Genomic DNA, 14,222 nt, shown 5'->3' with positions numbered 1-14,222 from the left:
TTATACCAAAAAATCATTGAAAACTACCCAACGATCTTCATTCATGGTGTGTCTTAACAAGCAAACACGATGACACCATGAAATTAAACTTGTTAACCACAATGCCCCTAATGATGTTCTGTTTTTTTGCGTGTGAGCAAGAAGAAATTTCGAAGGAGGTATCTGTAGACGACCTAAACCAAATGAAAGCTGATATCTTAACTTTGGCCCAAAGCCGTCCCTGCACAGATGACACGGACTGGCAGCCCTACCCGCTGGGCTCCAAACCCTGTGGTGGCCCTGCAGAATATTTTGCCTATCATGTGTCAGTAGATACCAGTAAACTTTTTGCCATGGTGGCAAACTATAATGAGGCTCACAAATCCTATAACGAGCAAAATAAAATAGGGTCCGACTGCTCACTCACACAGCAACCTAGTGGTGTAGCCTGCAAACAAAATGCTCCTGTTTTGTTGTACAACCAATGACCGTATTCTCTATGGCATGGAAATCAGCGCTTTGACTAAAATGATCTAATACTATCTGGGTTTTGGCGACTAAAAAGCTTAATTTTGCGCCTCCAAAACGCATTCAAGCAAATGATTTCTACACAAAACGTCTCCCTTCAATTTGGCAAGCGTGTTTTATTTGATGAAGTAAATGTCAAATTCACGGCAGGCAACTGCTACGGCATCATAGGTGCCAACGGAGCTGGAAAATCCACTTTTCTGAAAATCCTCTCAGGGGAAATCACTCCCAACTCTGGCAACGTACAGATAGACCAGGGAAAAAGAATGGCCGTACTGAAGCAAAACCACTTTGAATATGATGAGTGTGTGGTACTGGATACGGTAATGATGGGCCACGAGCAGCTCTGGAAAATCATGAAAGAAAAAGAGGCCATCTATGCCAAGGCTGATTTTTCGGAAGAAGACGGCAACCGGGCTTCGGAGCTGGAAGCACAGTTTGCAGAAATGGATGGCTGGAATGCTGAATCTGACGCTGCAGCCCTACTGAGTGGTCTGGGTATAGTGGAGGCAGATCACTTCAAGGTGATGAAAGACCTCACCAACCAGCAAAAGGTACGCGTTCTACTAGCACAGGCACTCTTTGGCAACCCCGACATCCTGATCCTGGATGAGCCTACCAACGACCTGGACCTGAAAACGATCGAATGGCTGGAAAACTACCTCCTCGATTTTAAGAATACCGTCATCGTGGTATCTCACGATCGTCACTTTCTGGATACAGTGTGTACGCACATTGCGGATGTAGACTTTGGTGCCATCAAGGTGTTTACCGGAAACTACACCTTCTGGTATGAATCTAGCCAGCTAGCGCTGCAACAGCGAGCATCAGCCAACAAAAAGGCAGAAGAAAAGAAGAAGGAACTACAAGAATTTATTGCTCGATTTAGCGCCAATGCCTCTAAATCCAAGCAAGCAACTTCCCGAAAGAAACTTCTGGATAAAATCAACCTGGACGAAATACAGCCTTCTAACAGGAAATACCCAGCGATCATTTTCAATCAAAACCGAGAAGCGGGAGATCAGATATTGGAGATCAAAGGGCTATCCAAGTCAATTGATGGTACTCCATTATTTCAAGATTTTGACCTGTTTGTCAACCGAGGTGAAAAAATCGCCTTTGTGGGAGACAACAGTCTGGCTATTACCACTCTTTTCAAGATTTTGATGGGTGAGGCAGAAGCAGACGCTGGCACCTTCAAATTTGGGCAAACGATCACCACGGCTTACCTGCCCAATGAAAACTCGGAGTATTTTCAGGGTGATGAGAACCTGATCGACTGGTTGCGAGAGTTTTCTCCCGGCGAAAAAGATGAAGTTTACATACGCGGATTTCTTGGAAAAATGCTCTTTAGCGGTCAGGAAACGCTCAAAAAGTGCAATGTACTCTCTGGAGGTGAAAAGGTCCGCTGCATGCTCAGCCGCATGATGCTACAAGGTGCCAATGTAATGGTGCTGGACGACCCTACCAACCACCTGGATCTGGAGTCGATCACTGCACTCAACAACGCTTTGAAAGATTTTCCCGGGACGCTCCTCTTTACCTCGCATGACCACACCTTTACGCAAACCATTGCGGATCGGATTATTGAACTGGGCCCTAATGAGGTGATAGATAAGCTAGGTACCTATGATGACTACCTGGAAGCCAAACGTGCAGCACTGGTATCTTAAACAGACATTTCTTTCAAACCGAAAACGGGTGATCAATAATCGATACCCGTTTTTTTTATGCCCATCGGAGAATTCGGCCTATTGGTCTACAATCCCTATTTCAGTTGCCTTGAACTACAACCTTTTATTATCTTGCTCGCACACAAAGATCACCATGAAAACTCTCAGCCTAACCTTAGTTTCCTGCCTTTTGCTGACAGCATGCAGTAGCGAATCCGATGATGCCTCCACAGACGAATCCATAGATTGGAAAATAGAGTCGCTTTCACCCACTTTTGAGCAGTTTATTGCACCAAATGCGCAAGTGGAGGTTCTGGCCAGTGGCTTTACCTGGAGCGAAGGACCTCTCTGGCTGGAAAGCCAACAAAAACTCATCTTTTCAGACGTACCTGAAAACAAAATCTATCAATGGAACCCCTCCAACGATAGTCTGTCAGTGTACCTGACACCGTCAGGCTATACCGGAAGCGAGACACAATCCAAAGAACCGGGATCCAATGGACTGGCACTGGACCCGGATGGCAATTTGGTACTATGCCAACATGGCAACCGTCAGCTAGCGCTGATGGCCAGCCCACTTACTCAGCCAGAGCCCGAATTTCTCACGCTCGCCAGCACCTATAAGGAGCAATCATTCAACAGTCCTAATGATGTAGCGATTAGCTCAAAGGGCTCCTATTTTTTCACTGACCCTCCTTATGGCCTAAACGACCCCTCTGAGTCAGATCTGGGGCATTTCGGTGTATACCGACTGGACGCGGATGGAAACGTAGAACTACTGATAGACTCACTCACCCGGCCAAACGGTATCGCATTGTCTCCAGATGAAGAAACGCTGTATATAGCCGTGTCGGATCCTGAGGCCGCCAGGTACTATGCTTATCAGCTGGATGAAAATCAGCAGGTAACGAATGGCAAAATGCTTCTGGATGTGACTGCTCTTGGTAAAGAGAGAAAAGGTCTTCCTGATGGAATGAAGGTACACTCAAGTGGAAACCTATTTGCTACAGGCCCGGGAGGCGTGCTGGTCCTATCTCCAGAAGGTGAACACCTCGGCACCATTATGACTGGTTTTGCCACGGCAAATTGTGCCTTTGATAGTGAGGAGAAATACCTCTATATGACAGCTCATAAGCACCTCATGCGCATAGCGCTGATCGATTAACTTTCTTCCTGCCTTCCGCACTTCATAAAAGATATCTATTAAAATGTAAGTTTATAGCCTTTTGGAGGTTTTTTCTCTGTCAGTGACTGATCCAGTGAATGTCTAGGCTGATTATAATCAGAAGAATATTAAGCGTTGATGTGGGCATTATTCATTTTAGAGATTTCGTATTGCATGGCGGAATAGAAATAAAAACTGTTTGAGACAATGAAGCATCATCACAGAAATTTGCTAATTCATGTATCACTACATTATCAGCTCACAAAGCCAAATTAAATTCCTATTACTTCATTGTTGAGTTTTTTTATTTCCCGCCTTGGAATATGAAATCACGTTAAGAAATGAATACAGCCCTAGATTTTTGCCTACTTTTCATCAATGGAAAAGTAGGGTATTTCTCTAGCTCGGAACTGATTAATAGTAGATAAATATCATCTTCATAAGTCAAAAAGATCAGAAGGAATAATCTCTATGATAAAACAATCAAGATGACTGGCCTAATGCGAAAGTAATGACGAAAACCACCTCTATATGACAGCTCATAAGCACCTCATGCGCATAGCGCTGACCGATTAATTTTCTTCAATCAGGCTGTTGTAAGATTTTTCCTTTTGATGCAGCATTTTGAGGAGTGCTTTACCAAGTGAAGGTCCACTTAGAAGACTCATAAACATCCCCATTGAAATGTCCCGATAGGTACGCGTGGTATGCTTGCGAGGACCTCTTTTGTAATGCACCTCTAACTTAAGCGACTGGGGGTGGTACTCCATCCATTCTATCAATGACGAATTGGTTTGAATTCGGAGCGTTCCGATGTGTTGGGTATTTATATCGAAAGTCACGTTAGCTTCTGTTTGCAGGTAATGTAGGCATACCATCTTTGTTTTTATAACACTTATCGGTGAACACACCATTTGCATAGACGAATCCGTCATTTAAAAGATAGAATGGAACCTATCCTGCTTTAGTCAAAAGAAAGGCCTCATCATCCTCTGAAGCAAACACGGAGCTTTTAGGAACAAATTCGTTCGCGTCATCACCGAGTAATTGTGCTTTGATCAATGAAAATGCAGCCGACTTTATTCGTGTTACCTTAAGAATTTTGAGAAAGGTGATCGGTGAGATATTGAGGTGAGTTTTAACCCGATTGGCGTATCCTCCGTTCTTATAGCACAATTGCATTTGACCTGAAGATTTCTCATAACTCACCCACTCAAAAGTAGACCCGCTTGTGTAGACTCTTAGAGTGGATTTGGCAATGTTAGATGGCATAATTGATAGTTCAGTGATTTGCCACAAGATTAAAGCCCTCTACGCGCTTACCTGGTGAATCTCGTTGAACCGGAGCTTTTGCACGTTAAGTGTACGCTTTATCTATCCAGCCATTTTTTGAAAAAACCCACGCGCTCCCGGGCCACCACTACCTGCTCCAAATCAAAGCCCGGAACCTTTATAATTATTCTTGAATTAGTGAAAGACAACATGTCGCTGGCGTGATCTACATGAATAATAAATTTTCGGCTGATCCGAAAAAACACCTGCGGGTCGAGCAGTTCTTCTACCTTATCCATCGTGTAATCCACGGGGTAGCTCCTCCCCTCGGCGAATACGAATGTGCCCTTGTTGTAACTGTAAATGAGTGCAGTGTCTTTGGTCTTTACTGTTTTCAGCCGGTCCCCTACTTTCACTACAAACTGTTCCTTACCCTGAGGTTTTAGCGTCTTAAGCAGCTGGTGAATGTCTTCCTCCTGAGCAGGCCGCACGGAGAGCTTGTTCAGGGCTCGCTCTAGCTCATCAGGCACAATCGGCTTAAGTAAGTAATCGATGCTATTGGCCTGAAAAGCCCTGAGCGCATACTCATCATAGGCCGTGGTAAATATGATGGGGGCCGTGATAGTGACCTGATCCAGAATTTCAAAACTCAGCCCATCGGCGAGCTGAATGTCCAAGAACAGAAAATCAAAAGTGAGGGACGGAAGTACTTTGATGGCCGACTCCACACTGTCTAGCGTAATGAGGTGCTCCAGTTCTGGAGCTTTTTCTTTTACCAGCTTGATCAGCCGGTCTGCTGCCAGTCGCTCGTCTTCCAGTATCACGTATTTCATTACAAAGTCTTTTGAGGGGTTTGGTGTTGTAAAACAGGAACCGTCACGGCAAACAGCTTTCCATCATTTTCGATGGTAACCGGAGTGTCCGACAGGTACTGGTAGCGCGCCTGGAGGTTGCTGAGCCCTATACCTGTGCTGTCTTTACTGAGTTTTTCCTGAATGTTGTTTTTAACACATACAGCTTTTTCGCTGAGCGTCACCTCTACTTTGAGGGGTCTCGCCTCGGAAACCACATTGTGTTTGATGGCATTTTCCACCAAAAGCTGAATGGCCAGCGGAGCCACATAGCCAGATGCCTCACCGGTCACGTCGAGCTGGAAGTTGTCACCAAAGCGAATGTGCTGCAGGTAGGCATAGTTTTTCAGAAAGGCCAGCTCATCTTCGAGCGAAACAATTTCAGCGTCTTTGTGCTCCAATACGTAGCGGTAGACTGATGACAGCTTTCTGATAAACTCCACTGCGCGCTCCTGATCTTCATATACCAGACTGGTGAGCACATTGAGTGAGTTGAACAAAAAATGTGGGTTCACCTGGTTTTTCAGCGATTCGTACCGAGACTTTAGGCTTTCGCTTTTTAGGCGTTCCTCGCGGTACAGCGCCTCTTTCCAATTGAGGTAAAAATCCCTTCCGTGTAAAAACATGCTGATGATAAGCGTAATAAGGATCGCGATGATGTACTCACTGATACTGAGGCGCAAGGCCATCTCCAGCGGATTGGTACCTACCACCCACCAGTTGGCTATGGCCAAAATAAACCCAAAAGCCACTACCGTATACACCAGCATGGCGATCATCCCAATGATGAGTCTCAGCACGGGCTGATCTACCCAGCTAATGCGCTGGTTGAGCAGATGAACAATCAAGCCATTGCCTTTGCTGAGTGCTACCCATATGCAGACCGTGATGATCACGTTGGTCCAGGTGATCGGGTTGACAATCAGTGAAAACACCACCCCGATCAAGGCCATGATCAGGGTGTCTTTTAATTCTCGAATGAGTACGGATTTCTTGTTCATTGGCTACAGCGTGCCAGGGCAGCCTTGGCCTGACCCTGTCCCCAGGTAGGCAGCAGATAGCCCTCTTCATGTTCTGTTTGCTCAAATATATCGTAAGCCTTTTGAATTGACCCGCAAGCCTCCTCATATCCGGTTCCAAAAAACTGAGCCGTACCGTATTGCATCTGGCCGAGCATGAGCAGCGCTCGGGGGTTTTCGGGCTCTTTGGCCAAAGCCTCTCCATACAACCCAAAGATGACAGGCGTCAGCGTTTGCCCATAGGTAGCAGGGTCTAGCGTCAGGCGCATCATTTGTGTAAACCCCTCCAAAACAAGCACTTCGGCATGCACCTCCACCTGGTGGGCAGCTTCTGCAAGTGTCTGTGCCTTATCGATCAGGGCAGCCTTTTCACTGGCTTCCTGTGTGTGCATGGCAGCTCTCAGCACACTCAGCGAGTGGTAGTATTTGGGTAGCCACTCCGCCTGCTCTTTATTGGCGATGCGTTCAAAGTAGTTGCTGGCTTCCAGGAATTTTTCGGTAGTGTTGGCGTCCGCAAGTATTGCTTTGCCTCTTAGGATTGCCTTTTCATATGCCGACTGGGAAAAACCGACGGTACTGATAGATAGAAGTATAAGTGTGATATAAGCTTTCATGATGTATTAGATTAAAAGATGGATGATCTGATGTGAATGAGGTTGATGTTTTGCTCTGTGGAGTCATCTACGGTAAACAGCGCCTCCTCGTATTTGGCTGGGCCAAACTTGGCAGGAGCATCATTGGAGAAACCATAGCCCTCCATGGGTATGCCAAAAGTCCGTGTGTCCAGCTCACCGTTGGTATTGGCATCATGGACGACCGCTATGGCGTAATCGCCCTGGGGCAGCTCGTCGAACGCGACCACCACGCTAGAGGCGCTGGCCGCCACGGCCTTTTCGTAAATAGGTGTTTTTAGGAATGTAGACTCGCTATCATAAAGGCTTATGATGACGTTTCCTTTGTGCTCAGTGATCCCGTGGACTTTTACCGTCAGGCTGCCCGTTTGGGCCGAAAGTAGCAATGGAAGAACAAGTGCGAAGGTTAAGATTAGCTTTTTCATGGTTTTCTGTATTTAGTTTGATTGTTGATTGTTAAATTTTTTCGAGTTGATTTTCTGCTGCACCCAGCGTGATGAAGCAGCCAATGAAGATGAAGCGTTTGGCTGGCAGCCTTACGGCCTCTTCCGGATACCTTCCCAGCTCATCTCGCTGAGGACCGTACTGGTACGAGAAGACCTGATCTGCTCCCAGCAGGTTGGTAGCGGATGCATACAGGATCACATTAGGAGTAGGCAGGTAGGCGATGTTGAAGCTCAGGTCATGGTAGGCGGGTGTTTTGCTTTCCATAAATCCATCCAAATTCGGGTTTTCGTAAGGTCTGCCCGAGGTAAAGGAGTAGGTTATGCCCATTTGGCTTCTGATGGCTGGAAAAAACCGCTTGATCACCGCAGACAGGTTGTGCGCTGAAGCGAAGCCCGGGCTGGCCCAATCTTCAAAATCCAGGTACTTGCGCTCACTTTTCATCCATGAATAAGACACCCAGTAGTCCAGATTTTCGATCCCTCCTCGATCTCTCCAGAAAAGATCCAATCCATAAGCATAGCCCTTTCCACTGTTTTTGATGGAGTGTGGATTGCTCACGTCTTCAAATGTGATGAGCTGGTCATAAGACTTCAGGTAAACTTCTGAGCGAAATATTTGCTGCCCTTCGGCGCGCTGAAAATTGAGGATGTAATGCGTGGCCTGCTCTTCTTCCAGTTTTTGCGAATGCTTCAGATACGTCCACTCCGGTGCCTGACGAAATACCCCAGATGCCAGCGACACCTGTGCAAGCTCCGTGAGCTTGTAGGCTACCGAAAGCCTCGGTGACAGGCTCTGCGTCTGCAGTAGGGAATGGTGGCTGTAGCGCAGCCCGGCACGCACCATGAGGCGCTCAGAGACATAATGATCCAACTCGCTATACGCCGCAGGAACATAAGCGGCAAAATCCTTTGCCATATCAAACGAATCCACCTCCACGGTTTCATGGAATTGCTGGTAGCTCAGCTCCACACCGCTATTGAGTGAAGTTTTCGCTCCAAACTGGGCGGTGTAGCGCGCCTTGGCATGTCCGTGTACCGTCGGGGTGTTGATGTTGACACCATTGTAGTGCAGGTCGTTGACATTGTAGGAGCCCGAAATCCCCACAAACAGGGCATCTTCCTCTCCTACGGGCAATGACGCATGCGTAGTAGCAAACAGGTTGGTGTTTCTCAGGTCGATCTCCTCTTCACCCGATGGAGTGGTGACCGTCGGCCGGGTAAATGCCGAGTGCCCCCCGCTTCCCGTCATGAGTGCTTTCACATGGCCGCCGTTGCTTAGCTTTTGCTTGTACGCAAAGTTGGTATCCCAGCTTTCGGGACTGTGGTCCCAGCTCACCCGCTGGCTAATCAGCTCATTGTAAGGCGCCAGGTTGATGTAGCATGCCTTAAGGTACATAGACTTGTCTTCTGCTACTTTCGTAAGGCCGGCATCCACACCGAGGCTCATAAAGGAAAGCTCCAGCTTGCTCTGAGGGGCTACGTCCAGCGTATTGAGGATCAGTGCTGACGACATGGCCTGGCCGTACTCTGCAGAATAGCCTCCGGTGCTGAAAAAGGTGCCTTTGAAAAGGAAAGGTGAAAAACGGCTCCTGGTGGGCATGTTGGAAGCCCGGGCGTCATAGTATCCGGCAGCCTCCATACCGTCCACGAATACGCGCGTTTCGTTGGCCGTACCACCTCGCACGAACAGTCTGCCAGACTCCCCTACCGTTTGGGTGCCGGGGAGCGTGTTGAGCGCTCCGGTGATATCCGCAGTGGCTCCGGCGGTGGTGGCTATGTCCAGGCTTTTGAGGACAGTAACTTTCTTCTTATCAGATGCCTCAAAAGCTCCCGCAGAGATGGTCACGGCCTCCATGGCGTTAAAAGCCTCGGTCAGCTCCAGGTTTAGGATTTGGTCTTCGGTGAGGTGAAGCTCCAGCTCCAGGGTTTCATACCCCATAAAGCTGGCTACCAACACTTGCTTTCCCTGCTCGTAGGTTTCAAAGCGAAAAGTACCGTCGAGCGCAGCAGTGGCCCCATCATAGGTGTCTTGCAGGTAGATATTGGCCCCGATGAGCGGCTCGTTGTTTTTGTCAGTGATGGTGCCCGATAGCGTCAGCTGCGCTTTAGCAGCGGTGAGCATCAGGCAAAGTGATAAGATTAGGAATGGCTTCATGGCTTTCGTGTTATTACAATTCGAAAGTCCACGATTTTGCCCCGTTTAGAAATTTTCAATTACCGATCTGTAGAATAGTCCGGATGAATTGTAGGTGGAGGGTTGGGGTGGGGCGTAAGAAGCCAGGGTTGATGGAGTTCTTTGGGTATGATCGTACCTTATGAAATGACGTATTACCTTTGGTTTCGTCGATTAGCTTGTCAGAAGTGCAGCTATACCTTGAACATTTGATAGTCCCTCGAAAGTTTGCAATTCAGTCCATGTCGCACCGAAATACTTTTCATGATGTTCGCTCGAATCGACTCTGAGCTCGCGTTCTTTGCCGTCATAAGTTAACCTGTAACATTTGCCGTTAATCCGATATCCGAGAAGACCGTTACCAAAGGACTGTGGTTGGTATAGAACTTCTTGAAGGTCGAATTTTACCTTCGTTTGTAGTTGGTTCTCTAGTTGCGTTTGGAAGCATTCAAAGTTCATAATTTATTAAATAGAGGAGATAAGTTTTACAATTACGAGTAAAACGAAGGCAGCTGAAAAACAGTAAACATCAATTTCCAACTGATTTTTTCCCAAGGCATCAATGGCATGTTGATTCTAGTTTTTGGCAAATTTTTAGATTGAAAGATTGAGCAACGCTCAACTAACATGAGTATGCGCCCCAGTTGACAGAAGCACTGAAGTTTCTGTTTCGCAATGTCCTTTCAGATGACTCAGTTCGCATATTCATTTTAGTGATTATTGTAAACAGTTTATTCCTCTGTTTTTATCTCTGCTATTTTTCTAAACCTGTAACCACAACCTTCAAAACATCCTATGTATGTCGGTTGAATTTCAAGGACAGAATTTTTAATTGAATACTTATAACCGAATGATCCTGGAGGATTTTCAATACCAGTAGTAAAGCCTTCACAACTATAATTGAAAGTTATAGTTTCGTCACGTAATTCATAATTTCCGTTATCACATTCATTGAATTTGGAAGATGTGAAAAGCCCATTGCTCATTATTTGGTAGTTGTAACCATTTTCAACTTCTAACCAGTTACCTTCGACTCCATCCACAATATATGATTCTACTAATTGCCAAGTTCCAAATATCGAGGTTTCTTGTTCAACTTTATTATCATCTTCTGAGCAAGCTAAAAGACTTAAAAGTGCTAATAATAATATCATATTTTTCATTTTGTTATGAGTTTTATTCAACAATAATTCTTTTAACTTCTTTGGTTTCTCCTCGTGCAATTACATAATAATATGTACCTGTTTCTAGGTGGTCGGTACTCACTTTAAATTGCTCATTTTTAAAACTTTCTGAGAATACTATGATGTGATCTGAAGCTCTGTAGATATCAATTCTAATCTCGCCAGAATTTTTTCTTGAAACCGATCCTCCTGAAGTTTCTCAGAGAGTGTTTCTTGATTTGTGCTGAGTACAGTTGTTTCTCCATCAGAAGTAGGGTTTGGGAAGATCGTAAAATCATTGGATTGAGACCTCAAACCAAAAGAAGGAAAACCTCCACCCCCTCCACAGGAGTATTCAGTCGGGAAATTAATATAGCCAGGACCACAAGACCAGCCTGTCACAGAGACAGGTTTGCAAATCATATCCTCACCGCAATCATTAGAAGCCACAAGGGTCACAAAACCATCACCCCCATTAGTGGGATCAACAAATAGCTCATAATCATTTACGCTGCTGATATTATCAAATTGAAGGCTAACCACCCAACGGGTAGACGAAGCTCCTCCAACAGAACCCAAATAATCATAGATATAAATGCTGTTGCAACCCACATTACCGGAGCCTGAAATACTTGGATCGTAAAGTTTTGGCTTACCAACCCAGAATCTTTCAGAGGGGTTATATGTAGTGTTACTGAATGAAGCACGAACAAAGGCATTTCCTTGAGCCGAAGAGCTACTTGCTTCGACGGTAATGCTTGAATTATTACTGGATACGATACTAACATAAGGTGATACCGTCCAAGTGGTAGTATTAGCACCTAAATTAGAAACAGTGATGGTTTTTGTACCTGAATTGCAGAGATGATCAATTGATGACAATTTTGGAATTGTACAACTTGTTCCTGTAATTCCGCTAAGAGCAGACTCACGAGAAATAGCTGTGCGCATTCTCCATCCTTGACCAGTTGTAAAATGGTCAGCGGGTAGGTAATAGGACATTATGTTGGTTAGGTCAGGTGAATAGCCTCCAAAAATGCCAGTATTTTGGTCTGCAGGAGTATCGCAAACTAAGTCACCGCATGAGTTACAGTTTGAGCCATTAATAGCTTCTGCACAGCCAGATGTGTTCGGATCAGTTCCTTGGAAAGTATGGTATAAATTCAAGCAATGACCTAGTTCATGAGCTGAAATAGATGAAATTACATCTTCATCACGCATTACTAGGGCATTTGAAGGAATGTTTTGTGCTTTTCCGACTAAATGAGAACGTACAAACCTATCAACTATGTAGAAGTTTATTGCATCTGACCTAGTTTGTGTAGCAAAGAGGTTATCATCCTCGGATGAGCCATTTCTTGCATCAAGAATCACAAAGCTAGTGTTGTTAATATTGTCCGATCCGGCATTCCTTATAAATATTCCGTGAACATTGTAGAAATTATTTAACTCGTCAACAATTGCATTTAAGTTAGGTGTTGGAAATGCATTTGATCCGTTGGTATTCCGTACAATATGGAAGAAAATATCAATACAGAAGGTAGAATTCGCAGTTCGGGCGTTAGCCTCATCAGAATAAATAATTGGGTTTGCAGGTATTGGTGTACCACAAGTTTGAGCTTTTAATGTTAAACTAAAGTTTAAAATTGTGAAAATGAATAAAATTAGCTGTTTCATATTTGCGTTGATCATGGCGAAAAGTGTTTAGCACACTTAGTGTATTTTAACCTATTACACCCTTCGAAGATAATGGTTTTTAAGCAATTGCAAATACCTATACTGAGAAGCCAGGGCAGGACTAAACCCTTGGCGGAAGGCTCCAGCCCACAGGCGGAAGAAGCCAAACCACAGGCGGTGGAGTCCAACCCTCGGAGGGAAGATGCCAAACCACAGACGGAAGGTCCCAAACCTCGGACGGAAGAAGCCAAACCTCGGGCGGAAGAAGCCAAACCTCGGACGGAAGACGCCAACCCACACGCGGAAGTCTCCAAACCACGGGCGGAAGCCTCCAAACCTCAGGCGGAAGTCTCCAACCAATACACGGAAGCCCACAACCAATAGGCGGAAGCCTACAACCAACGCACGGAAGCCTCCAGCTAACGGGCGGAAGCTCACAACCAATAGGCGGAAGCCTCCAGACCACAGGCGGAAGCCTCCAAACCCCGGACGGAAACCTCCAAACCACAGGCGGAAACCTCCAAACCACGGACGGAAACCTCCAACCAACGGGCGGAAGCCTCCAGACCACAGGCGGAAGACTCCAAACCGCAGGCGGAAAACTCCAAACCACAGGCGGAAGCCTCCGACCAATAGACGGAAGCCTCCAGCTAATAGACGGAAGGCCCCAGCTAATGCAGGATCGAGTAGATCTGTGGATTTTTGGTGGTAATCAGGGTGTAGAACGTAGCTCTCTTCACCTTTGATGGTCTGAAATAAAGCTTACTACCCCCTAACCGCATCTCGCTTGTTGGAGACAACTCCAACAAGGGCGGAGGACCTCAGATGCTTCTGCTATTCATAATCACCTCCAATCCCGGCCGAGTTCCAGGGTCCCCATATCACTCCCTACACAGCTATTCGTTCAACTAAGGTCGGGCCGCGCAGGTCGGGCCGCGTAGGCTTCATGTTAATAGGCTCCCCTGCCCTGCAGACCACACGAAGCCTTGGATGTTAGATATCTTTTATTCATCCAGTTCCTCAAAGTTTGTTGGCACGTCGATATAGGCAGAAATAATTGGAGGGTCGTAACCATCATGCATTATGGTAATCCATTTGTACTCCAAAGTATCAGTATCAATTGTTATTTCAGTTACCGGATGATCTGTGTGATTCCACTTATGATTAAGTTTTAGTGTTATGAAGCGTTTGTTGGTGAATTCGTATTTGACTGATCTGGAATCTAGAAAATCTGCCGCCTGTGAAAAGTAAAAATTCTGGTCATCTGCAACAACATAGAAATCGTCACCCAGTTTTTCTTTCATTTGAGCAGTTTCAGCCGAATCTGGCGATATAAATAGAATTGCACCAGTTCCCATGTCAAATGTTGATGCGTTACCTAATTCAATTTGAGGCGCTTTCGTGTCGGTAGAATCGAATGACGTTAGTGCTTTGGACTCTGAATGTTCGAGCGAATCAGTTCCATTAGCTTTTTCAGATGATTTGTTCGTTGAGCACGAAAAAATTAAAAGTCCAAGAAGCATGTAAAGTAGTCTCATGCAATTATATCGTAGAGTAGAGCCTGACAGCCCTACATGTTGCTATAAATATAGCGAAATAGAACTGCCAGCGCCCCCTTCATCAAACCGTGCATGAAGTTTTCCC

14 protein-coding genes are annotated in these 14,222 nt (G+C 45.7%); 4 read left to right on the top strand and 10 right to left on the bottom strand.

Going from position 1 to position 14,222, the window contains the following annotated elements; genetic code table 11:
* Positions 1 to 182: 182 nt before the first annotated feature.
* From C7460_RS22185 to C7460_RS22175, 3 genes are all read left to right on the top strand, one after another.
* Positions 183 to 467 (top strand): hypothetical protein, encoded by a 285-nt coding sequence (locus C7460_RS22185; RefSeq protein ID WP_221409607.1) that lies wholly within the window; start codon positions 183 to 185, stop codon positions 465 to 467.
* 111 nt (positions 468 to 578) lie between these two features.
* Complete coding sequence (locus tag C7460_RS22180; protein ID WP_115870342.1) at positions 579 to 2,180, top strand: ABC-F family ATP-binding cassette domain-containing protein; 1,602 nt, start codon at positions 579 to 581, stop codon at positions 2,178 to 2,180.
* Between the two features lie 154 nt (positions 2,181 to 2,334).
* Entirely contained in the window at positions 2,335 to 3,345 is a 1,011-nt protein-coding gene (locus C7460_RS22175) for an SMP-30/gluconolactonase/LRE family protein (protein ID WP_115870341.1), read from the top strand.
* Between the two features lie 572 nt (positions 3,346 to 3,917).
* On the opposite strand, the gene C7460_RS22170 is transcribed toward C7460_RS22175, so the two are convergent.
* From C7460_RS22170 to C7460_RS22125, 9 genes are all read right to left on the bottom strand, one after another.
* Entirely contained in the window at positions 3,918 to 4,187 is a 270-nt protein-coding gene (locus C7460_RS22170; protein ID WP_147303060.1) for a hypothetical protein, read from the bottom strand.
* A 112-nt stretch (positions 4,188 to 4,299) separates the two neighbouring features.
* Positions 4,300 to 4,617, bottom strand: coding sequence for a hypothetical protein (locus tag C7460_RS22165; protein ID WP_147303059.1), 318 nt, complete (start codon positions 4,615 to 4,617; stop codon positions 4,300 to 4,302).
* A 98-nt stretch (positions 4,618 to 4,715) separates the two neighbouring features.
* Positions 4,716 to 5,450 (bottom strand): LytR/AlgR family response regulator transcription factor, encoded by a 735-nt coding sequence (locus C7460_RS22160; RefSeq protein WP_115870338.1) that lies wholly within the window; start codon positions 5,448 to 5,450, stop codon positions 4,716 to 4,718.
* Positions 5,450 to 6,469 (bottom strand): sensor histidine kinase, encoded by a 1,020-nt coding sequence (locus tag C7460_RS22155; protein WP_115870337.1) that lies wholly within the window; start codon positions 6,467 to 6,469, stop codon positions 5,450 to 5,452. The genes C7460_RS22160 and C7460_RS22155 overlap by 1 nt, the downstream gene beginning before the upstream one ends.
* Positions 6,466 to 7,101, bottom strand: a complete 636-nt coding sequence (locus C7460_RS22150; protein ID WP_115870336.1) for a hypothetical protein — start codon at positions 7,099 to 7,101, stop codon at positions 6,466 to 6,468. The genes C7460_RS22155 and C7460_RS22150 overlap by 4 nt, the downstream gene beginning before the upstream one ends.
* A gap of 11 nt (positions 7,102 to 7,112) precedes the next feature.
* Positions 7,113 to 7,544 (bottom strand): DUF2141 domain-containing protein, encoded by a 432-nt coding sequence (locus C7460_RS22145; protein ID WP_115870335.1) that lies wholly within the window; start codon positions 7,542 to 7,544, stop codon positions 7,113 to 7,115.
* A 31-nt stretch (positions 7,545 to 7,575) separates the two neighbouring features.
* On the bottom strand, positions 7,576 to 9,720 hold the full coding sequence (locus C7460_RS22140) for a TonB-dependent receptor (protein WP_115870334.1): 2,145 nt from the start codon (positions 9,718 to 9,720) through the stop codon (positions 7,576 to 7,578).
* Between the two features lie 749 nt (positions 9,721 to 10,469).
* Positions 10,470 to 10,901: a lipocalin family protein gene (locus C7460_RS22130; protein ID WP_147303058.1), complete on the bottom strand. Its 432-nt coding sequence runs from the start codon at positions 10,899 to 10,901 to the stop codon at positions 10,470 to 10,472.
* A 138-nt stretch (positions 10,902 to 11,039) separates the two neighbouring features.
* Positions 11,040 to 12,593, bottom strand: coding sequence for a M43 family zinc metalloprotease (locus tag C7460_RS22125; RefSeq protein WP_115870331.1), 1,554 nt, complete (start codon positions 12,591 to 12,593; stop codon positions 11,040 to 11,042).
* Positions 12,594 to 12,650: 57 nt separating this feature from the next.
* On the opposite strand from C7460_RS22125, the gene C7460_RS22120 reads away from it, so the two are divergent.
* A complete protein-coding gene (locus C7460_RS22120; protein ID WP_115870330.1) occupies positions 12,651 to 12,962 on the top strand; it encodes a hypothetical protein in 312 nt (103 codons plus the stop codon).
* 620 nt (positions 12,963 to 13,582) lie between these two features.
* On the opposite strand, the gene C7460_RS22115 is transcribed toward C7460_RS22120, so the two are convergent.
* Complete coding sequence (locus C7460_RS22115) at positions 13,583 to 14,116, bottom strand: hypothetical protein (RefSeq protein WP_147303057.1); 534 nt, start codon at positions 14,114 to 14,116, stop codon at positions 13,583 to 13,585.
* Positions 14,117 to 14,222: the final 106 nt, after the last annotated feature.

It is taken from the genome of Marinoscillum furvescens DSM 4134 (assembly GCF_003386095.1).
GTDB lineage: Bacteria > Bacteroidota > Bacteroidia > Cytophagales > Cyclobacteriaceae > Marinoscillum > Marinoscillum furvescens.
Note: the sequence above shows the minus strand (reverse complement) of the source record. Positions and strands in the feature narration are given on the sequence as shown.